General features: G+C 68.2%; 13 protein-coding genes. 9 read left to right on the top strand and 4 right to left on the bottom strand.

Features of this window, described 5'->3' with window-relative positions; genetic code table 11:
- The first annotated feature begins 215 nt into the window (after nucleotides 1-215).
- Nucleotides 216-1,559: a dicarboxylate/amino acid:cation symporter gene (locus C1925_RS17165; protein WP_108769952.1), complete on the top strand. Its 1,344-nt coding sequence runs from the start codon at nucleotides 216-218 to the stop codon at nucleotides 1,557-1,559.
- Nucleotides 1,560-1,787: 228 nt separating this feature from the next.
- The gene (locus C1925_RS17160; protein WP_108769951.1) at nucleotides 1,788-4,079 is read left to right on the top strand and encodes an NADP-dependent malic enzyme; all 2,292 of its coding nucleotides are present in this window, start codon (nucleotides 1,788-1,790) and stop codon (nucleotides 4,077-4,079) included.
- Between the two features lie 376 nt (nucleotides 4,080-4,455).
- Here C1925_RS17160 and C1925_RS17155 read toward each other — a convergent pair whose 3' ends face one another.
- Complete coding sequence (locus C1925_RS17155) at nucleotides 4,456-5,202, bottom strand: basic secretory protein-like protein (protein WP_108769950.1); 747 nt, start codon at nucleotides 5,200-5,202, stop codon at nucleotides 4,456-4,458.
- Nucleotides 5,203-5,206: 4 nt separating this feature from the next.
- Entirely contained in the window at nucleotides 5,207-8,551 is a 3,345-nt protein-coding gene (locus C1925_RS17150; RefSeq protein WP_108769949.1) for a GH92 family glycosyl hydrolase, read from the bottom strand.
- Between the two features lie 414 nt (nucleotides 8,552-8,965).
- Between C1925_RS17150 and C1925_RS17145 the strand changes: the two genes are divergently transcribed.
- From C1925_RS17145 to C1925_RS17125, 5 genes are all read left to right on the top strand, one after another.
- Nucleotides 8,966-11,707, top strand: coding sequence for a TonB-dependent receptor (locus C1925_RS17145; RefSeq protein ID WP_108769948.1), 2,742 nt, complete (start codon nucleotides 8,966-8,968; stop codon nucleotides 11,705-11,707).
- Between the two features lie 110 nt (nucleotides 11,708-11,817).
- The gene (locus C1925_RS17140; RefSeq protein WP_108769947.1) at nucleotides 11,818-12,015 is read left to right on the top strand and encodes a zinc-finger domain-containing protein; all 198 of its coding nucleotides are present in this window, start codon (nucleotides 11,818-11,820) and stop codon (nucleotides 12,013-12,015) included.
- A 12-nt stretch (nucleotides 12,016-12,027) separates the two neighbouring features.
- Entirely contained in the window at nucleotides 12,028-13,143 is a 1,116-nt protein-coding gene (locus C1925_RS17135) for a glycosyltransferase (RefSeq protein WP_108769946.1), read from the top strand.
- Complete coding sequence (locus C1925_RS17130) at nucleotides 13,124-14,455, top strand: O-antigen ligase family protein (protein ID WP_108769945.1); 1,332 nt, start codon at nucleotides 13,124-13,126, stop codon at nucleotides 14,453-14,455. The genes C1925_RS17135 and C1925_RS17130 overlap by 20 nt, the downstream gene beginning before the upstream one ends.
- A gap of 166 nt (nucleotides 14,456-14,621) precedes the next feature.
- Complete coding sequence (locus C1925_RS17125) at nucleotides 14,622-15,071, top strand: transposase (RefSeq protein WP_108769944.1); 450 nt, start codon at nucleotides 14,622-14,624, stop codon at nucleotides 15,069-15,071.
- Nucleotides 15,072-15,137: 66 nt separating this feature from the next.
- On the opposite strand, the gene C1925_RS17120 is transcribed toward C1925_RS17125, so the two are convergent.
- On the bottom strand, nucleotides 15,138-16,055 hold the full coding sequence (locus C1925_RS17120; protein WP_108769943.1) for an LpxL/LpxP family Kdo(2)-lipid IV(A) lauroyl/palmitoleoyl acyltransferase: 918 nt from the start codon (nucleotides 16,053-16,055) through the stop codon (nucleotides 15,138-15,140).
- A 60-nt stretch (nucleotides 16,056-16,115) separates the two neighbouring features.
- Here C1925_RS17120 and waaA point away from each other — a divergent pair, with 60 nt between their 5' ends.
- Together waaA and C1925_RS17110 are read left to right on the top strand one after the other, a co-directional pair.
- Nucleotides 16,116-17,414 (top strand): lipid IV(A) 3-deoxy-D-manno-octulosonic acid transferase, encoded by a 1,299-nt coding sequence (gene waaA / locus C1925_RS17115; protein WP_108769942.1) that lies wholly within the window; start codon nucleotides 16,116-16,118, stop codon nucleotides 17,412-17,414.
- Between the two features lie 212 nt (nucleotides 17,415-17,626).
- Entirely contained in the window at nucleotides 17,627-18,889 is a 1,263-nt protein-coding gene (locus C1925_RS17110; protein ID WP_108769941.1) for an amino acid transporter, read from the top strand.
- A 508-nt stretch (nucleotides 18,890-19,397) separates the two neighbouring features.
- Here the strand turns inward: C1925_RS17110 and C1925_RS17105 are convergent.
- Complete coding sequence (locus tag C1925_RS17105) at nucleotides 19,398-20,756, bottom strand: TolC family outer membrane protein (RefSeq protein WP_108769940.1); 1,359 nt, start codon at nucleotides 20,754-20,756, stop codon at nucleotides 19,398-19,400.
- Between the last annotated feature and the right edge of the window lie 5 nt (nucleotides 20,757-20,761).

Below are 20,761 nucleotides of genomic sequence, written 5' to 3'. Positions count from 1 at the left end.
ACAGGCGGTGCGGCGCCAGTGTAGGCACCCGAGCCACCTGAACCGGGGGGCTAGTACCAATAGGTTATCTGCGGCAGCGTGCCCTGCGCGTACAAAGGCGTCCATTGGTCGCACCACCACGCACGCCGTGCCTTGCCTGCGACCAGATCCACGGAGACGATCCCTGCGCAGGCAGGGGCCGTTCGCGTCAGAACTCTCCCCTTCCGGAGTCCGCCATGCACATCCCGACCACTGCACCGGTGCCCAGCAAGCCGTTGCCGCTCTACCGCCAGCTGTACTTCCAGGTGATCGTGGCGATCATCCTGGGCGCCGTCCTCGGCCATTACGAGCCGTTGATCGGCGAGAAGATGAAGCCGCTGGGCGATGCCTTCATCAACCTGGTGAAGATGATCATCGCGCCGGTGATCTTCCTGACCATCGTCACCGGCATCTCCGGCATGACCCACCTGCGCACGGTGGGCCGCGTCTTCGCCAAGGCGATGGCGTACTTCCTGTTCTTCTCCACCCTGGCCCTGATCGTCGGCATGATCGTGGCGCACGTCGTGCAGCCGGGCGCGGGCATGAACATCAACCCGGCCGAGCTGGACCAGACCGCGGTCCACAGCTACGTCGAGAAGTCGCATGACCTGACCCTGGTCGGCTTCCTGATGGACGTCATCCCGAAGACGCTGATCAGCGCCTTCGTCGATGGCAACATCCTGCAGGTGCTGTTCGTGGCCGTGCTGTTCGGCATCGCGCTGGCTTCGGTGGGTGAGAAGGGCAAGCCGATCGTGAACTTCCTGGAGGCGCTGGTCGCCCCGGTGTTCAAGCTGGTGCACATCCTGATGAAGGCCGCCCCGATCGGTGCCTTCGGTGCCATTGCCTTCACCATCGGCAAGTACGGCGTCGGTTCGCTGATCAACCTGGCCTGGCTGGTGGGTTCGTTCTACCTGACCGCCTTCCTGTTCGTGGCCGTCATCCTCGGCGTGGTCTGCCGCCTGTGCGGGTTCTCGGTGTTCAAGCTGGCCCGCTACCTGAAGGCCGAGCTGCTGCTGGTGCTGGGTACCTCGTCCTCGGAATCGGCACTGCCGTCGCTGATGGAGAAGATGGAACGCGCCGGCTGCAGCAAGTCGGTGGTCGGCCTGGTGGTCCCCACCGGCTACTCGTTCAACCTGGACGGCACCAACATCTACATGACCCTGGCCGCGCTGTTCATCGCCCAGGCCACCAACACCGAACTGACCCTGGGCCACCAGATCGCCCTGCTGCTGGTCGCCATGCTCAGCTCCAAGGGCGCGGCCGGCGTCACCGGTGCCGGCTTCATCACCCTGGCCGCCACCCTGGCCGTGGTGCCGGAAGTGCCGGTGGCCGGCATGGCACTGATCCTGGGCGTGGACCGCTTCATGAGCGAATGCCGCTCGCTGACCAACTTCATCGGCAATGCGGTGGCCACGGTGGTGGTGTCGCGCTGGGAAGGCGCGCTGGACCGTGACCGCCTGAAGCTGGCACTGGACGGCCGCGAGAGCGAGCTGCCGCCGCCGGTCGATGCCGTGCCGGAGGCACTGCCCGCCAAGGGCTGACACAGGTGTGTGGTACCGCGGGGCCGGTCACGTGAGTGACGCGGCCCCGCAACGTTTCAAGGCGACCCATGGCTGTCATGGGCAACGCCGAAGCTGGTCTCTGGACTGGTCGCATACGGCACGGAATTGTGCGGTCGCAGCATGATTGCGACAGGATAGCGACAGGTCCAGGCCCTCCAACGGGGGTATCATCCCCTGTCCCCTCTGCCCATTCATTAATCCACGTCGATGTCCAACGAAGATTTCAAACAGGCCGCCCTCGATTACCACCGGATGTCCCCGCCGGGCAAGATCAAGGTCTCTGCAACCAAGCCCATGCTGACCCAGCGCGACCTGTCGCTGGCGTATTCGCCGGGCGTTGCTTACGCCTGTGAAGCGATCAAGGCCGACCCGCAGCAGGCCAGCGAGCTGACCGCGCGCGGCAACCTGGTGGCGGTCATCTCCAACGGCACCGCGGTGCTGGGCCTGGGCAACATCGGCGCACTGGCCGGCAAGCCGGTGATGGAAGGCAAGGGCGTCCTGTTCCAGAAGTTCGCCGGCATCGATGTGTTCGACATCGAAGTGGACGAGACCGACCCGGACAAGCTGGTCGACATCATCGCCTCGCTGGAGCCGACCTTCGGCGGCATCAACCTGGAAGACATCAAGGCTCCGGAATGCTTCATCGTCGAGCGCAAGCTGCGCGAGCGCATGAAGATCCCGGTGTTCCATGACGACCAGCACGGCACGGCGATCATCGTCGGTGCCGCGGTGATCAACGCCATGGCCATCACCGGCAAGAAGATCGAAGAAGTGAAGCTGGCGACCACGGGCATGGGCGCGGCCGGCATTTCCTGCGTGAACATGCTGGTACAGCTGGGCCTGAAGCCGGAGAACATCCTGGCCTTCGACCGCGAGGGTGTCATCCACACCGGCCGTACCGACCTGGACCCGGAAAAGCAGCGCTATGCGCGCGACACCGACAAGCGCACCCTGGCCGAGATCGTCGACGGCGCGGACATCTTCCTGGGCCTGTCGGCCCCGGGCATCCTGACCGCCGAGATGGTCAAGACCATGGCGCCGGATCCGGTGATCTTCGCCTTGGCCAACCCGACCCCGGAAATCATGCCGGAACTGGCGCGCGCCGCCCGTCCGGACGCGATCATCGGCACCGGCCGTTCGGACTACCCGAACCAGGTCAACAACGTGCTGTGCTTCCCGTACCTGTTCCGCGGCGCGCTGGACGTCGGCGCCACCGCGATCAACGAGGAAATGAAGATCGCCTGCGTGCGCGCCATCGCCGCGCTGGCCCGCCGTGCGGCCACCGACATGGGCTCGGCCTATGGCGGTGACACCCCGAGCTTCGGCCGTGAATACCTGATCCCGCGTCCGTTCGACCGCCGCCTGCTGGTGGAGCTGTCGGCCGCCGTGGCCCAGGCCGCGATGGATTCGGGCGTGGCCGCCCGTCCGATCGCCGACATGGGCGCCTACCGCGACAAGCTGGCCCAGTTCGTCTACCGCACCAGCCTGATGATGAAGCCGGTCTACGACCGCGCGCGCAACGACAAGCAGCGCGTGGTCTACGCCGAGGGCGAAGAAGAAGTGGTGCTGCAGGCGGTGCAGAACGTGGTCGACGAAGGCCTGGCGCACCCGATCCTGATCGGCCGCCCGGACGTCATCGAATCGCGCATCGAGCGTCTCGGCCTGCGCCTGAAGGTCGGCGAGAACATTGAAGTCACCAACATCAATGACGACCCGCGCTTCAACGAATACTGGCAGTACTACCACGGCCTGACCGGCCGCCGCGGCGTGACCGTGGCCGCGGCGAAGAACCTGATGCGTTCGCGCCCGACCCTGATCGCCGCCGTGATGGTTGCCCGTGGCGAAGCCGATGCGATGCTGACCGGCATCGTCGGCCGCTTCCACAAGAAGCTGGGCTACGTGCGCAGCGTGCTGCCGCTGGAATCGAAGGTCACCTCGACCTCGGCCATGACCGGCGTGATCAACCAGCAGGGCGTGTTCTTCTTCGTGGACACCCACGTGCAGGAAGACCCGACCGCCGAGCAGCTGTGCGAAGCGACCCTGCAGGCTGCGTACCGCATGAAGCTGTTCGGCATCGAGCCGAAGGTGGCGCTGCTGTCGCACTCCAACTTCGGCAGCCACGATTCGAAGGATGCGCTGAAGATGCGCCAGGTGCGCGAGATGCTGCTCAAGCGCAACCCGCGTCTGAACGTGGACGGCGAAATGCAGGGCGACACCGCGTGGGACGAAGCTCTGCGCCAGAAGCTGCTGCCGGGCTCGACCCTGCAGGGCCGTGCCAACCTGTTCGTGCTGCCGAACCTGGAAGCGGCCAACATCGCCTACAACCTGGTGCGCGTGTTCACCGACGGCGTGGCGATTGGTCCGATCCTGATGGGCGTGAACAAGCCGGTGCACATCCTCACCACCAGCGCGACCTCGCGCCGCGTGCTGAACATGACCGCGATCGCCGCGGTGGATGCGCAGATCCGCAAGCAGCTGGAAGCGGAAAAGAAGGCGTAAGCCTTCGTTCCCGCGACAGCTGCAGAAACGCGCCCCACGGGGCGCGTTTCTGTTTCCGCACCGCGGAAACCGGATCGGGTAGCGCCGGGCCATGCCCGGCGAGCGCGCAGCGCGGCGAATCAGGCATTCCGCCGGGCATGGCCCGGCGCTCCCACTCAGCGCTTGCCGCGTCGTGCCGGTGCCGGCGGCGGGGCATCGGTGAAGGGAAAAGAAGGCGTAAGCCTTCGTTCCCGCGACAGCTGCAGAAACGCGCCCCACGGGGCGCGTTTCTGTTTCCGCACAGCGAAAACCGGATCGAGGTAGCGCCGGGCCATGCCCGGCGAGCGCGCAGCGCGGCGAATCAGGCATTCCGCCGGGCATGGCCCGGCGCTACCACTCAGCGCTTGCCGCGTCGTGCCGGTGCCGGCGGCGGGGCATCCGAACGCGGCTTGGCGTACTCGGCCCACAGCGCCGGCAGTGCCTTGCCGGCGTGCTTCTGCCACAGCGCCGGGGTGTACTGGCCTGCGCGCAGGGCCTTGTCCAGCGCCAGTACCAGGCCGGGGTGTTCGCCCTCGGCCCACTTCAGGAACGCACCGGTCACCCGGTAGCCGCTTTCCACGGTCTGGCCCTTGCCCACCTTCTGCGGCAGCGCCCAGCCCGCCGCGGCATTGCCCATGCCATAGCGGTCGCGTGCGTAATCGGCGATGCCTTCCACCAGCCAGCCCGGCACGCGCTTGTCGCCGTAGCTCGGGTAGCCCTGCACGATGTGCATCGCCTCGTGGGTCACCAGGTCGATGTCATCGGGGTGCTGCAGCAGCCAGCCCGGGTTGATGGTGATCGTGGTCGCCTTGTCCTTGTCGCCCACGTAGGCGACGCCGTTGTAGGCCGGGTCGATCACGATGCGCACCTCGGCCGGCGCCTTCGGGTGGAAATCGGCCCGTTCGCGCAGGTAGGCGAAGTAGAACGTGTCGATGATCCGCTTCCGCACCGGCGCGGACAGCGCGCCGGTGGGGTCCTGGTAGGAGAGGGTCACGCCTTCGCGCGTGACCTGGCCATCGAAGGGATCGGTCTGCGATGGCTGGCCCTGCGCGATGCCGGGCAGGGTGAATGCAGCGAGGGCAAGAGTCAGCAGGCGAAGGCGCATGGGATCAGTTTACGGTGGAGGGCGACAACAGTTCGATCTCGGCCAGCTGCAGGCGCCCCGGCGCAGCCACGCGCAGACGGTACTCTGCAAAGCGTGAGGGCGAGGCGATGCGGAACGGACGAGTCTGCCGCGGCGAGGTGAAATCTTCGCTACGGCGCTCATCCAGTGTCGTCCAGCGGCCGCCGGCCGTGCGTGCTTCCAGCGTCCATCCGGCCCCGCGGATCGCGCCTTCACCGCTGGTCAGCGTGTACATCGTCGGCGCGCCATCGCCCACCGCGGTCAGTGCGATGGTGGCGCCCGCGCCCAGCGGCACGGCCGTGGTCGCATCGTCGTCCAGCAGTGCGGGCAGGGCACGGCCATCGGCCAGCGCCGCACGGGCACCGTTGCCGAGCAGGTCATGCAGCATCTGCGGGCGCTTGCCCGGCGCGGTCAGCGAACGCGGCACATCGTCCGCGCCGGTGCCCCAGCGCGACGGCTGCGGGCCCATCACGAAGTCCAGCGTCGCGCCCTTGGCGATCACCTCGTGCGGCACCCAGGTCTTGGTCCACGGCTTGCCGTTGATCTTCAGCGACTGCACGTAGACGTTCTGCGCCGAGTTGTTGGCCGCGTTGACGGTCAGCACCGCACCGCCCTGCAGTTCCACCCGTGCATGCTCGAAGGCCGGCGAGCCGATCACATACTCCGGTGCTCCCATGCGCAGCGGGTACAGGCCCAGCGAGGCGAGCACATACCACGCCGAAGTCTCGCCGTTGTCCTCATCGCCCGGGTAGCCCTGGCCGATCTCGCTGCCGACATACAGCCGCGACAGGATCTCGCGGACGTGCTGCTGGGTCTTCCACGGCTGCCCGGCGTACAGGTACATCCACGGGATGTGGTGCGCCGGCTGGTTGCTGTGCGCGTACATGCCCATGCGCACATCGCGCGCCTCGGTCATTTCATGGATGGTGCCGCCGTAGGAACCGGCCAGCGCCGGATCGGCGGTTTCCGGGGTCGAGAAGAACGTATCGAGCTTGGCGGCCAGCTTGTCGCGGCCACCGTACAGCGCCGCCAGGCCTTCGCCGTCGTGCGCGGCGGTGAAGGCGAACGTCCAGCCGTTGGATTCGGTGTAGTCGTAGCCCCACACGCGCGGGTCGTAGTCCTTCGAATCCAGGCGCCAGCTGCCGTCTTCCTTGCGGCCCTGGAAGAAGCCGGCGGCCGGGTCGAACAGGGTCGAATAGCCGGCCGCGCGGTAGCGGAAGTAATCGGCCTCGGTGCTGTAGCGCTCGCGTTCGGCGGCGCTGGTCGCGCGCTTGGCAAGGGCCTCGGCCATGTTGGCGATGCCGAAGTCGTTCAACGCGCCTTCCATCGTCCACGACATGCCTTCATGCACATCGGCGCTGGCGTAGCCACGGAAGGTTGAACGGTCCATGCCCTTGCGGCCGACATGGCGGTCCGGCGGCACCACGGTGGCGTTCTTCAGCGCGGCGGCATAGGCCTCGGCCGGGTCGAAGCCACCGATGCCCTTCAGCCACGCATCGGCGAAGGCCACGTCCGAGCTGGTGCCGACCATCAGGTCCGCATAGCCCGGCGAGGACCAGCGTGCGATCCAGCCGCCCGCGCGGTACTGCTCGATGAAGCCCTGCACCAGCTTGCCGGCGTCGTCCGGGGTGAACAGCGCATACGCCGGCCACGTGGTGCGGAAGGTGTCCCAGAAGCCGTTGTTGACGTACACCTGGCCATCGCGCACTGGCGCGAAGCTGCGGCTGGCGCTGCCGTCGGTGTTGTTGTCCTCGGCGCTGGCCTGGCTGGCGTAGCGCCAGTCAGGCGCGGCCGCGGTGCCGGCGTTTTCATGGCCGGAGTTGGGGTACAGGTACAGACGGTACAGGCTGGAATACAGCGTGGTCTTGGCATCGTCGCTGGCGTTGCCGATGTCGAAGCGGGCCAGGCGTGCATCCCAGGCGTCCTGTGCGCGGCCGGCCACGCTGTCCAGCGTATCGGCCGCGGCGATTTCCAGGTCCAGGTTGTGCCGCGCCTGCTCGACCGAGATCAGCGAGGTGGCGATGCGCATCGTCACCTGCCGGTCGCTGCCCGCGTCGAACTTGATGTAGCCGGTGGGGCGGCCGGTGTCGATGCGGCCGCTGCTGCGCCACGGCTTGTCGAAGCGGGCGACCACGAACATGCGGGTGGCGCCGTTGGACAGGCCGCTGCGGGTATCCGTATAGCCGCTCAGGGTCTGCGTGGCCGCATCCAGGCTCAGGCCGCCACGCGCATCGACGTTGTCGAACAGCAGGTTGGCATCACCGCCCTCGGGGAAGGCGAAGTGGAACAGCGCGGCATGGTCGGTCGGCGCGATGGACGCGGCGATGCCGTTGTCGAAGCGCACGTCGTAGCGGTACGGGCGCGCGCTTTCGTGGCTGCGGTCGAAGGACAGCGCACGCTTGCCGCGGTCGGCCTCGGGCACGCCACGGCTGGCCGACGGCATTACCTGGAAGGTCTGGCGGTCGCCCATCCACGGGCTGGGCTGGTGGCTCAGTGCCAGCGCCTGCAGCTGCGGACGGTTCTTCGCATCGTTCTGCTCGTTCCAGCGGTACAGCCAGTTCAGCGCGCCGGCATCGGTCACCGGGGTCCAGAAGTTGAAGCCGTGCGGCACCGCGGTGGCCGGGAAGTTGTTGCCGCGCGAGAAGGTGCCGTTGGCCTGGGTGCCGCGGGTGGTCAGCACCCAGTTCGAAACCCGCTGCGGCACGTTGCGCGGCTGCGCATCCAGGCGCACGTCGTCGATCCAGCCGGAGACCGGCGCACCCTCGGCGCTGGCCACCTCCAGCTCGATGGCCACCACGCGGCGGCCACGCAGCGCCGGCACATCGCCCAGGCGCACGGCCTTGCGTGCCCACTGCTGCGGGTACAGCGTCTTCGAATCGCCCTGTGCCTGTGCGCCGAGGGCGATGCCGTGCTGGTCGCGCGCGCTGCTGGCCGACACGCGACTGCCGTCGTCCAGGCGCAGGTCCAGCGACACGTAGGTGGAGGCCACGGTGTCCTTGCCGACGATCTCCGGCAGCACCAGCCAGGACAGCGTGGTATCGGCGTCGATGGCCAGGTCGGTGTTGAACAGTTCGCGCCGCGCGCTGCCACCGCCGGCCTGGTAGTGCAGGGCGCGCAGGCCGCTGTAGCCGACGTTGCGCTTGGCCGCATAGGGCTCGGCCGGGCCGTTGCCGATCTGCACCTGCAGGGTGCCGCCGGCCTTGGCCGGTGCCGGTTCGCCTGCTTCGAACGAGGTCTGCAGGCCCTGCGCCAGTGCGGGCAGGGCGGGGGTGGCGCAGGCCAGGGCGAGGGCAAGCGGAAGCAGGGCGCGGCGCGGATCGGACAGGGTCATGCAGGGTCTCCCGGTAGGGCAGGCGGCAGGCAGAACCCGCATCGGCACGCACCACGGACAGCATCGCGCCCGCCGCCCAGGGGGCAGTGGAGGGGGCGATGCCGGTCCGGTGGGGGTCGGGCCGTGCGATCGGGTCGGGGTCGGAATCGTCCCGATCCTGCCTCAGCCCATTGCCGCCTGACAAGTGCAATTAGTTCGATCCAAATACGGCAAAACCGTTTCATTTCAAATTATTGACAGGTTGCCTTGGATCGATTTAAAAGTGGCCAGCTCACCCCCTGTACCGGAATGCCCCGCATGTCCTGATCCGGGCCGGCCCCCGCCGCCCGCTGTAACCCGCCACTGCCGTCCATCCACGACCTTCCCGTCCGCCCCCCACCGGCTGGACCGTCATCCGCCTCTGGAGAGAGCTTGATGAAACCCCGGTTGTTGTCGTTGTTGATGTCGTCGTTGCTGTTGTCGCCGCTTGCCGTACAGGCCCAGTCCACCCCGCAGGGGGAGGGCACCGATCCGCCGCGCACCCGCGACCTGGATGCGGTCAAGGTCACCGGCTCGCTCATCCCGCGCGCACAGGTGGAGGGTCCCTCGCCAGTCACCACCATCACCGCCGAGCAGATCCAGGCACAGGGCTTCACCACCGTGTTCGACGCGCTGCGCTCGCTGCCGGTGTCGAACGGCTCGGTGCAGGATTCGCAGGGCACCGGCTTCTACACCCCGGGCGCCAAGACCATCAGCCTGTTCGGCCTGGACCCCAGCTACACCCTCACCCTCATCAACGGGCGGCCGATCAACAGCTACCCGCTGGCCTACAACGGCAACACCAGCATCGCCGACATCGCCAACATCCCGCTGGGCATGGTCGAGCGCATCGACGTGCTCACCGGTGGCCAGTCCTCGGTGTATGGCTCCTCGGCCATTGCCGGCGTGGTCAACATCGTGCTGAAGGACCGCGTCGAAGGCACCCACCTGCGCTACCGCGTCGGCGGCTACAGCCAGGGCGGCGGCTCCAGCCAGCGCTTCAGCGCCAGCAGCGGCCAGACCTTCGGCAACCTCGATATCAGCTACGGGCTGGAATACACCAACCAGAAGGCGATCTACGCCTTCGACCGCAGCCGCATCGACAGCGTCAACGACAACCCGACCGGCCCGCAGGATCCTTCGCGCAGCTTCCTGCGCATGCGCATGGGCCCCAACGCCTACATCGACCCGGGCGCGGCCACCTGCGCGCCGCTGTCGGACCTGTTCGGCGGCAGCACCGTGTACGCGCACCGCGACATTTCCGGCGGCGGCTACTACTGCGGCACGCCTGACAACGTCGGCACCGCGTCGCTGTACAACTCCAGCCAGGACGTCAACGCCACCACCTTCCTGCGTTACCACCTCAGCCCGGACACCGAGCTGTACTCGGACATCCTGTTCGGCTTCGGCCGGCCGACCTACAGCGGTGGCAGCCCGTTCTGGAACAAGACCTTCTACAACCAGACCAGCGGCCAGTACGAACAGTGGCAGCGCATCTACGCGCCGGAGGAAGTCGGCCTGGATGCCAAGGACCAGCGCGTCTACACCCGCTCGCTGAACATCACCGCGGGCGTGCGCGGCGTGCTTGGAGGCTTCGACTACGACGTCTACGTCAACCGCTCCAGCACCGACGTCACCCGCAAATCCACCGATTTCCTCGCTAAGAATGGCGTTGACGACTACTACCTGGGGCCGATGCTGGGCATGCAGGATGGCTACGAGGTCTACGCGCCGGATCTGTCGCGGCTGTACCAGCCGATCAACCGTGAGCAGTACGACAGCTTCAGCGGCCTCAACCGCGCCGCATCCAGTGCGTCGCGCACCGCCGTGACGGCGCTGCTCACTGATCGCTCGCTGTTCACCCTGCCGGCCGGCGACGTCGGCTTCGCGCTGATCGCGCAGGGCCAGCGCGAGAAGTTCTTCAACCAGTCGGCCGATCCCAACGCGGGCGTGCTGTTTCGCGGGCAGACCGCCGGCACCTCGGCGCAGGGCCAGCGTGACCTGTATGCGCTGGGCGCAGAACTGCAGGTGCCGATCATCGATACGTTCAGCGCCAACCTGTCCGGTCGCTACGACAAGTACGCGCTGCAGGGCGGCGGTGGCAACGGCAAGGCCACCTGGAAGCTGGGCCTGGAATACCGGCCGATCGAATCGCTGCTGCTGCGTGGCAGCTACGCCACCGCCTTCCGTTCGCCGGACATGTTCTACCTGTTCTCGCGCGAAAGCAGTGGCTACACCACCAACACCGATCTCTACCAATGCCGGCAGGCCGGGTACACCTCCGACAACTTCGACGAGTGCGACCAGTCCGGCCTCTCGGTGCTGTCCTCCAGCACCGGCAACCGCGACCTGAAGGACATCACCGCGCGCACCTTCACCTATGGCGTGGTGTGGTCGACGCTGGACAACGCCTTGACCCTGTCGGTGGACTACAACTCGGTGGTCATCGAGAACGAAGTGCGCATCCTTGGCACCGACAGCATCCTCGACACCGAGGCCAACTGCCGCCTGGGGGTCTCGGAGAACGGGCAGACCCAGTTCGACATCAACTCGCCCACCTGCCAGCAGGTGCTGGGCCAGGTGCAGCGCAAGCCGGCCACCGATCCGCTCAACCCGAACGGCGTGGACAAGGTGTTCTCGTACCCGATCAACATCGCCAGCCAGCGCCAGAACGGCGTGCAGGCGGCGCTGGACTACCGCTGGGCCACGCAGTCGGTGGGTGATTTCGCGGTCAATGCCGGCTACTACCGGCCGCTCAAGCACACCACCCAGGACAAGGAAGGCGACCCGGTCTACGACCAGCTGTGCTGCGCCAACTCCAACGAGCTGCAGTACCGCGCCACCCTGGGCGTGAACTGGAAGCGCGGGCCGTTCACCGCCAGCGCGTTCGGCATACGCAACGCCCCCACCTGGGACAGCCGCGGCGAGCAGCGCAACATCGGCCCCTGGACCACCTGGAACGCCACGGTCGGCTACCGCATCAACGACCTGGCAAGCCTGCTGCTGACGGTCAACAACCTGACCGACGAGATGCCGCCGATCGACCGCAGCAACGGCAACTGGCCGTACTACGACCAGGGCGTCTACAACGCCTTCGGCCGTTCGGCCTTCCTGGAACTGTCGCTGGACTTCCAGTAGGGCCGCTGGCCCCCGGGCATGCCCGGGGGCCTTGAACGGGCAGGGGGGCGGCCGGACCGCCCCAAGGTGCTAGAATCGCAGGCCTCGCAATCCGTTCATCGACACCCGCCATGAGCCATACCGCCACCGCGCCCGCCAATGCCGAAAAGCGCTACACCGTGCACCGCAGCGACCTGCCGCTGAGCTGCCCGACCCCGGAAATGGCGCTGTGGAACTCGCATCCGCGCGTGTACCTGCCGATCGAAGATGAGCCCAACGGCGAGGCGAAGTGCCCGTACTGCGGTTCCACCTTCGTGCTGGCCGACTAAGCAGGCATCTCGATGCGCCGACTGACCGTGGTGCAGTTGCTGCCGGCGCTGCACTCCGGTGGCGTCGAGCGCTCGACCCTGGAAATCGCTGCGGCCCTGGTCGCCGCCGGCCATCGCGCGCTGGTGGTGTCCGCCGGTGGCCGCCTGGTGAAGCCGCTGCTGGACAGCGGTGCCGAGCACCTCACCCTTGATATCGGCCGCAAATCGCTGCTGACCCTGCGCCACCTGCCCACCCTGCGGCGGTTGTTCGCCGAGATTGGAGCGGACATCGTGCATGCGCGCTCGCGCCTGCCGGCGTGGCTGGGCCTGTACGCGATCCGCGCGATGCCGGCCGCGCAGCGTCCGCACTGGGTGACCACCGTGCACGGCCTGAATTCGCCCAGCCGCTACAGCGCGGTGATGACCAGCGGTGAGCGCGTCATCTGCGTATCCAACACGGTGCGCGACTACGTGCGCCAGCATTACCCGACGGTGCCGGAACAGACCCTGCAGGTCATTCCGCGTGGCGTCGATGTCAGCCAGTTCCCCCGCGTGGCCCGTGCCGACCGCCGGCCGCGGCTGGCGCTGGCCGCCGATTACCCCTGGCTGGCCCAGGTCGACGGCCCGCTGCTGCTGCTGCCGGGCCGTGGCACCCGCCTGAAGGGTCATGCGCACGCACTGCAGCTGCTGGCCGACGTGCGCGCTGCCGGCGTGCCGGCACAGCTCTGGATGCTGGGCACCGACGAGCCCGGCCGCGAAAGCTACGTGGCCGAGCTGCGCCGCCAGGCGGCCGCGCTGGGCGTGGCCGAGGCGGTGCAGATCAGCACCCCGACCGCGCGTATCGCCCAGGCCTATGCGGCCAGCGACCTGGTCCTGCAGCTGTCGGACAAGCCCGAGGCGTTCGGCCGTACCGTGGTCGAGGCGCTGTCGGTCGGCCGCCCGGTGCTGGGCTGGGACCATGGTGGCGTGGGCGAACTGCTGCAGCAGCTGCAGCCGGCCGGCGCCGTGCCGCTGGGCGATGCACGGGCGCTGGGTGAACGTGCGCTGGCCCTGCTGGCGCAGCCGCCGTCCTTGCCGAGCCGTATCCCGTTTACCCTGCAGACCATGCAGCGCGACACCCTCCGCCTCTATGCCGACCTTGCAGGCTGACGCCGCACCCATCGCGGGTGACGAGCGCGCCGGGCGCTGGGCGCCATGGTGGGTGCTGGCCTACGTGGCCCTGTGGCCGTTGCCGGGTATCGCCGAAACCGTGCTCGGCCTCGGCGCGGTGTATGCCGCGGTGCGCATGATCATGCGCCGCCTGCAGCGCCGCCCACATCTGCTCACGCCCGCCGCGTGGGCGCTGACCTCGATCCTGTTCCTCGGTTACTGGTTGCCGCAGGCGTTCTCTGCCTTCGATGCGATCGACCCGGCGGCGTCGTGGACCAAGGCGGCCGCCGGCCTGCGCTACCTGCCCTTCATGTGGCTGGTGGCGATTGCCGTGGCCACCCCGCAGCGGCGCCGCCTGATCTACGGTGGCCTGGCGCTGATCACCGCCCTGTGGACGCTGGATGCGCTGGTGCAGGCGCTGGCGGGCACCAGCCCATGGTTCTGGTCGCTGCAGCAATTGAAACTCGCCGTCAGCGGCCATGCGCTGTGCCCGGCCGAGGAAATGGCCCTGGCCGACCGCCTCAGCGGTCCGCTGGGGCCGTGCAACCTCAAGTTCGGCCAGGTCCTGGCCAGCCTCTCGCCGTTCCTGCTGCTTCCTGCTGCACGCCGCTTCGGTACGCCGGGCTGGCTGCTCGCCGGTGCGGCGCTGGCCATCGTGCTGCTGCTGGCCGGTTCGCGCGCGTCGTGGATCACCTTCGCGGTGATCGTGGCCTACAGCGGCGTGCGCCAGCTTGGTTGGAAACGGCTGGGCCTGCTGGCGGTGGTCGGCCTGCTGGCCGCGGCGGCACTGACCGCCAGCGTGCCGCAGCTGCGCGAGCGCGTGGCGCGCACCGCGATGGCCTGGGACGGCGGCACCGAGGGCGTCGACCAGGCGCTGTCCGGACGCGGGCGCATCTGGAGTGCGGCCGGTTGCATGATTGCCGAACACCCGATCAACGGCGTGGGCGCACGCGGCTTCCGCGATGCGTACCCGCAGTGCGTCGGTGACGATGGGCCCGCGGTGTGGGGCGCCGAACCGGCGCTGCACGCCCACCAGATCGTGCTGGAAATCCTCGCCGAAACCGGCGTGCTGGGGCTGCTGCTGTGGCTGGCCGCCGTCGCCCAGGCGTGGCGCGCCTGGCGTTTCGCACCGGCTGCGGCCCGTGACCGCGCGCGCCCGGCGATGCTGGCGCTGGCCGCCACCGTGTTCCCGCTCAACACCCACCTGGCGTTCTATTCCGCGTTCTGGGGCGGGGTGACGGTGTTGTTGGCGGCGTTGTTCGTCGGCACGTTGCTGGCCCGCGAACCGGACGACGCACTGAAAACGGTGTGATCGCGCATCCACGCGTGGCGTGGATCTACGGGAATCATCCACGCGTGGCGTTGATCTGCCGTGGGCGTTGCAGTAGATCCACGCCAAGCGTGGATGGAGCTTTCCCGACACCAATACGGGCAACCGCCCAATACCGGCACTCGCGTACCTATCGCACGCTGGCGCCATGGCCAGCCCAAAACTCCGCTACGGTCGCCACTCCAGCACCGGCACCGTGTACTCCTTGACCACGACCACCATTGGCCGTGAAGCCTTCTTCGCCGATGCCGCCAACGTTGCGGTGCTGGTCGACGCCCTGCGCTTCGTCGAGCGTGCCGGCATCAGCCACAGCCTTGCCTGGGTGGTGATGCCCGATCACCTGCATTGGCTGATGGAACTGCGGAAGGGAACACTCGCCGAATGCATGTCCCCGCTCAAATCCCGCAGCAGCCGCCTGCTGAACCGGCAGCTGGGGCGATCCGGAGCACTCTGGCAGCACGGGTACCACGACCATGCGGTGCGCAGCGACGAGTCATTGCACGAGAAGGCGATGTACATCATGGCCAACCCGGTCCGCGCCGGGCTGGCCTGCGTGGTGGGGGAGTATCCCTATGCGTGGTGCCGGTGGCCGCTGTAGATCCACGCCATGCGTGGATGGCGTGGTAACGGGCGCGGCCGGCAATCATCCACGCATGGCGTGGATCTACTTGTAGAAATCGCTTCTGCCACCGGGCTGGCGCTTGAACCGCCGATGGATCCACAGGTACTGGTCCGGGGCCTCGCGCACCATCTGTTCGATGGCCTGGTTGACCCGCGCGGTATCGGCTTCCACGTCTTCGCTGGGGAAGTTCTCCAGCGGCGCGCCGATCTTCAGGAAGTACTTCCCGCCTTCGCGGCGGTGGAAATAGGGGATCACCGCGCAGCCGGTCATCCGCGCCAGCTGGTGGGTGGCGGTGATGGTGGCGGCGGTGTGGCCGAAGAACGGCACGAACACGGTGTCCTTGCCGCGCATGTCCTGGTCCGGCGCGTACCACAGGAAGCCGCCCTTCTTCAGGTGGCGCACGGTGGCACGGATGTCCTCGTTGGCGTACATCGCCTTGGCGTAGCGCAGCCGGCCGAACTTCACCGCCCACTCGTACACCGGGTTCTTGTGCCTGCGGTACATGCCCGACAGGTCGACGTGGTCGCACAGCAGGCGGCCGCACATCTCCAGGGTCATGAAGTGGCCCGACACCAGCAGCACGCCGCGGCCTTCGGCCTGCATCTGCTTGAGATGCTCCAGGCCCTCGATCTGCACCTGCGGGCGGATGCTGTCGATGCTGCCCCACCACGAACGCGCGCATTCAAAGATGCCCACGCCGAGGGCGTCGAAGCTGTCGCGCACCAGGCGGTTGCGCCAGGCCTCGTTCTTCTCGGGGAAGCACAGCTTCAGGTTCACCTCGGCGGCACGGCGGCGGCTGCCGAGCAGGCGCCAGGTGATCCAGCCGACGCCGCGGCCAAGCGCGCGCTGCAGCATCCACGGCAGGCGGGCGATGCCGAAGGCAGCGAACATGGCCGCGAACATCGGCCAGTTGCGGGGATCGGCCAGGGACGGGCGGACGGCGGTAGAGGCATCTGACATGCGGCCATTCTACCAACCCCGCCGCGTGTCTTTCCCGGGGGGCTCCCGTATCCTTGCCGCATGCGTAAAGACCCTGTCGAATGGATCCTGCGCGGCCTGTATTCGGTCGTGCTCTACATCCTGCTGCCAATCACCGTGTACCACCTGGTCTGGCGCGGTTTCCGGGTCCGTGAATACTTCCGGCGCTGGGATGAACGCTATGCGTCCTATCCGCAGCCGACCGGCCAGCCGCGGGTCTGGCTGCACGCCGTCTCGGTGGGCGAGGTCAACGCCGCCGCGCCACTGGTCAATGCCCTGCGCGAGCAGCGCCCGGACATCCGCTGGGTCATCACCACCATCACCCCGACCGGGTCGGAGCGGGTGCGCGCGCTGTGGGGCGATGCGCTGGACCACGTCTACCTGCCGTATGACGTGCCGGGCAGCGTCAACCGTTTCCTCGGCCATTTCCAGCCCAGCCTGGCGCTGATCCTGGAAACCGAGCTGTGGCCGAACATGCTGTTCGGCTGCCGCGACCGCCGCATCCCGGTCTACATCCTCAACGCCCGCCTGTCGGCCCGCTCGCTGCGCGGCTACCGGGTGCTGGCCGCGCTCATCCGCCGCGCGCTGCGCACCGTCACCTGCGTGGCCGCACAGTCGGAAGACGATGCGGCGCGCTTCGTGCAGCTCGGCGCGGCGCCGGAGCAGGTACAGGCGCTGGGCAACCTGAAGTTCGACATCACCACGCCGGACGTGCGGCCGTTCGTGGCCCAGTTCCATGCGCAGGTGCCGGCTTCGCGCCCGGTGTGGATCGCTGCCAGCACCCACGATGGCGAAGAGCAGGCGGTGATCGACCTGCACCGGCGCCTGCGCGAGCGCCATCCGGACCTGCTGCTGCTGTGGGCACCACGCCACCCCGAACGCTTCCCGAAGGTCGAAGCGCTGGCCCGCGAGCAGGGCTGGAGCGTGGCCACGCGCCGTGCGCAACAGTGGCCGGGTGCGGGCACCGAGGTGTTCGTCATCGATACGCTGGGTGAACTGATGCCGTTCTACGGCTGTGCGCAGGTCGCCTTCGTCGGCGGCAGCCTGCAGGCCATCGGCGGGCACAACCTGCTGGAACCGGCAGCGATGGGCACGGCTGCGGTGACCGGTCCGCACCTGCATAATTTCTCCGAGATCTCGCGGCGCATGCGCGAGGCCGGGGCGCTGCTGATCGGCGAGGACGTGCAGGCGGTGGGCGATCTGCTGCAGCACCTGCTGGACGACGCGCAGGCCCGCGAAGACATGGCGCGAGCCGGTTGTACGCTGGTGAGCAACGGCCGCGGGGCCCTGCAGCGCACGCTGGCGCTGGTCGCGCCGCACCTGCCGCCGCCGCGCGACTGAGGCCAGCGCACGCTGCCGTCCCGGCACTGTCGCGTTCGACAGATTCAAGCCCGCTTGACGCCCTCCGCGCTGTCGTAGTCGGACCGTTGGCCGTTGCCTGCTGTGTCTGCAATCACAGCGCGACACACATTCGGCCGATTCTGATTCCGTCCCTCGATCCAGGCTGCCAGCCTGATGTCCACCATGCTTGGACAGCATCAAGGGAGCTTGCGATGAAGGACGACAGCGATGCCGGTCTGCGCGGCGGGCGGGCGGCGTTCGACCGCTTGGGCAGGGACCACCTGCTGGTGCTCGCGCTGACCCTGCTGATCGGGGGCAGCGTGATCGCGCTGGTGGGGCAGAACACCGCGGCGCGCGCGGGGCCGGCCATCGTATTGAGCCTGTTGCTGGCGGCCGTGGGCACGGCGCCGCTGCTGTTCTGCCTGCGCGAGGTGATGCGCCGCACGCCGGATGCGGCAGGATTGCCTGTGTTGTTGCAGGGTGTGTGCGGGCGGCGGCTGGCGGCCATCCTGCTGGGCCTGCTGCTGCTCGATCTGCTGGCCACCCTGGCCGGTGCCGCGCAGTCGGGCGCCCGCCACCTGTACGCGGCCGCCGGCGCGCTCGGCGCAGCACCGCAGCGCTGGCTGCCGATGTCCATGGCGGCGGCGCTGGGCCTGCTGCCGGTTGGCCTGGCGGCGATGCTGCGGCCACGTCGTGCGCTGCTGGTCGCCTGCGGGCTGCTGACCGTGAAAGTGGGCCTGGGCCTGCTGCTGGTGCTGCTGGCCGCGCGCTACGTGCATTACGGCAACTGGGTGCCGTGGATGCCGTCCTCCACCGGGCCGCATCGTTTCGGCCTGGGCGGCGTGGTGGCCGCGGCCGTGCCCCTGCTGGGGGTGTTTGCCAGCGCGGGCCTGCTGCTGGGCGTGGCACCGCGGGTGCAGCGGCCGCACCGGCAGCTGACCCAGGTGGCCGGTGGAGCGGTCCTGGCGGCCATGCTGCTGCTGATGGGGCTGGCGGCGCTGCAGTCGGGCCTGGTGCAGTTCGCGGCGCTGGACAGCACGCGGCCGCTGTCAGTGGCGGTGCAGGCGGTGCCGCAGCTGCAGTGGGTGCTGCCGCTGGTTCCGGTGGCGGGCTGGGCCGGGTTGCTGGCGCTGCAGGTGGTGGTGCTGCTGCTGGCGGTGGAACTGCTGCCGGCGTTGTGGCGGCGGCCGGGTGCCGATGCCGCTGATCACGACGATCGCGACCCGGGGCGGGCGATGCTGGCTCTGGGTGCGGCTGCGCTGGCGATGCTGCTGGTGCCTTGGCTGCCTGAGCGCGCGGTGCTGCCACCAGGCCTGGCCGTGCTGCCGTTGCTGGCGGTGCTGTGTCTGGGCCTGCTGCGTCCACAGGGCCCGCTGCCGCGCCAGCGCACGGCGTTGATCTACCTGTTGGCGCCGTTGGCGGCCGTGTTGTGCCTGGTGCCGCTGGCCCGGCAGATCCAGCTCTGGCAGGGGTGACGTGGCCCGTGACCGCGCACGGCAGCCACGCATGGCGTGGCTCTACTGCCTCTGGATCCATGCCATGCGCAAAAAACACGCACCCGTAGATCCACGCCACGCGTGGATGCACGCGCACCCGGTAGATCCACGCCACGCGTGGATGCACCCGCATCCGGTAGATCCACGCCACGCGTGGATGCACACGCACCCGGTAGATCCACGCCACGCGTGGATGCACACGCACCCGGTAGATCCACGCCACGCGTGGATGCACGCGCACCCGGTAGATCCACGCCACGCGTGGATGCACCCGCACCCGGTAGATCCACGCCACGCGTGGATGCACACGCACCCGGTAGATCCACGCCACGCGTGGATGCACGCGCACCCGGTAGATCCACGCCACGCGTGGATGCACACGCATCCGGTAGATCCACGCCATGCGTGGATGCTCCCCCTCGCGACCCGCACCCACAAAAAAGCCACCCTTGCGGGTGGCTTCTTCGTTCTACCGGCAGGCGACGACTCAGTTCGTGGTCGTGGCCGGGTTGCCGGCATCCTGGGTCAGCAGGCGGTTGATGTCCTGCAGTTCGGCCACGTCCAGCGCACCCAGCGACTGGCTCAGCAGCAGGCGGTTCTGCAGGAAGGTGTAGCGGGCGTTGGCGTAGTCCAGCTGCGCCGAGAACAGGATGCGCTGGTTCTGGATCACGTCCAGCACCGTGCGGGTACCCACTTCCAGGCCGACCTGCGACGCGTCATACGCGCTCTGCGCCGAGACCACCGCCAGGCGGCGGGCTTCCACTTCGCTGATGCCCTGCACCAGGGTCTGGTAGGCATTGCGGGTGTTGCGGTCCAGGGCACGCTTCTGCTGCTCGTAGCCGTCCTGGGCGATGTCACGCTGGGCCAGCGCCTGGCGCACGCCGGACTGGGTGGCACCGCCGGAGAAGATCGGCACGCTCAGGGTCAGGCCGATGCTGTTGGTGCGCGCATCGGGGGACAGCGAACCGGAACCGACGCTGTCGCCCCAGGTCGCGCTCTTGCCCCAGCTGCCGCCCAGCGACAGGGTCGGGTAGTGGCCGCCACGTGCAGCCTGCACACCGGCTTCCGCCGCGCTGACCTTCAGTTCCTGCGCCTTCAGCGCCGGGTTCTGGCTGGTCGCTTGCTGCACCAGTTCGCTGATGTTGCCGCGGTTGGCCGGCACTTCCGGACGGAAGTCGGCCGGCAGGCCCTTCAGGTTCATCACCGGCTGGCCGGTCAGTTCGGTCAGGGCCTGGTAGTTATCGGCCAGGGTGTTCTGCGCAACGATGGTGTTGGCGCGTGCCTGGTCGTACTGGGCACGCGCTTCGTGCACGTCGGTGATCGGCGCCAGGCCCACTTCCAGGCGCTTGTCGGCGAAGTCGAACTGCTTCTTCGCGGCCGCTTCATTGGTCTGTGCGGCGTTCAGCGATTCGATCGCCACCAGCACGTTGAAGTAGGCCGCCGAGCTGCGCACGATCAGGCTGTCGTTGGCCGAATCGAGGGTGAAATCCGCCGCCTTGCTCAGCTCACGCTGCGAGCGCAGGTTGTTGATCTGCGTCCAGTTGAACAGCGTCTGGCTGCCGTCGATCGTGTAGTTGCGGCGCTTGCTGGTGACGGTGCCGGAGTTGGCATCGGCATCGGCTTCGGTGCGCGTGCGGTTCAACGAGGCGGTGCCGTTGATCTGCGGCAGCAGCGCGGCACGCGCCTGCACGGCGCCTTCCTTGTCGTACAGCCGGGTCGATTCGGCGGCCGACAGTTGCGGATCGCCATTGCGTGCCATTTCGTAGACCTGCAGCAGGTCGGCGGCATGGGCGGACAACGGCAGCAGGGCAGTGGCCAGCGCAACAGCGAGGGATCGGCGGATCATTGCGG

This window comes from Stenotrophomonas sp. SAU14A_NAIMI4_5 (genome assembly GCF_003086795.1).
Lineage (GTDB): Bacteria > Pseudomonadota > Gammaproteobacteria > Xanthomonadales > Xanthomonadaceae > Stenotrophomonas.
Note: the sequence above shows the minus strand (reverse complement) of the source record. Positions and strands in the feature narration are given on the sequence as shown.

Bases quoted from the DNA above. Each gene is read 5' to 3' on its own strand.
- C1925_RS17165 (WP_108769952.1), top strand. From the start codon at position 216: ATGCACATCCCGACCACTGCACCGGTGCCCAGCAAGCCGTTGCCGCTC.
- C1925_RS17160 (WP_108769951.1), top strand. From the start codon at position 1,788: ATGTCCAACGAAGATTTCAAACAGGCCGCCCTCGATTACCACCGGATG.
- C1925_RS17155 (WP_108769950.1), bottom strand. From the start codon at position 5,202: ATGCGCCTTCGCCTGCTGACTCTTGCCCTCGCTGCATTCACCCTGCCC.
- C1925_RS17150 (WP_108769949.1), bottom strand. From the start codon at position 8,551: ATGACCCTGTCCGATCCGCGCCGCGCCCTGCTTCCGCTTGCCCTCGCC.
- C1925_RS17145 (WP_108769948.1), top strand. From the start codon at position 8,966: ATGAAACCCCGGTTGTTGTCGTTGTTGATGTCGTCGTTGCTGTTGTCG.
- C1925_RS17140 (WP_108769947.1), top strand. From the start codon at position 11,818: ATGAGCCATACCGCCACCGCGCCCGCCAATGCCGAAAAGCGCTACACC.
- C1925_RS17135 (WP_108769946.1), top strand. From the start codon at position 12,028: ATGCGCCGACTGACCGTGGTGCAGTTGCTGCCGGCGCTGCACTCCGGT.
- C1925_RS17130 (WP_108769945.1), top strand. From the start codon at position 13,124: ATGCCGACCTTGCAGGCTGACGCCGCACCCATCGCGGGTGACGAGCGC.
- C1925_RS17125 (WP_108769944.1), top strand. From the start codon at position 14,622: ATGGCCAGCCCAAAACTCCGCTACGGTCGCCACTCCAGCACCGGCACC.
- C1925_RS17120 (WP_108769943.1), bottom strand. From the start codon at position 16,055: ATGTCAGATGCCTCTACCGCCGTCCGCCCGTCCCTGGCCGATCCCCGC.
- waaA (WP_108769942.1), top strand. From the start codon at position 16,116: ATGCGTAAAGACCCTGTCGAATGGATCCTGCGCGGCCTGTATTCGGTC.
- C1925_RS17110 (WP_108769941.1), top strand. From the start codon at position 17,627: ATGAAGGACGACAGCGATGCCGGTCTGCGCGGCGGGCGGGCGGCGTTC.
- C1925_RS17105 (WP_108769940.1), bottom strand. From the start codon at position 20,756: ATGATCCGCCGATCCCTCGCTGTTGCGCTGGCCACTGCCCTGCTGCCG.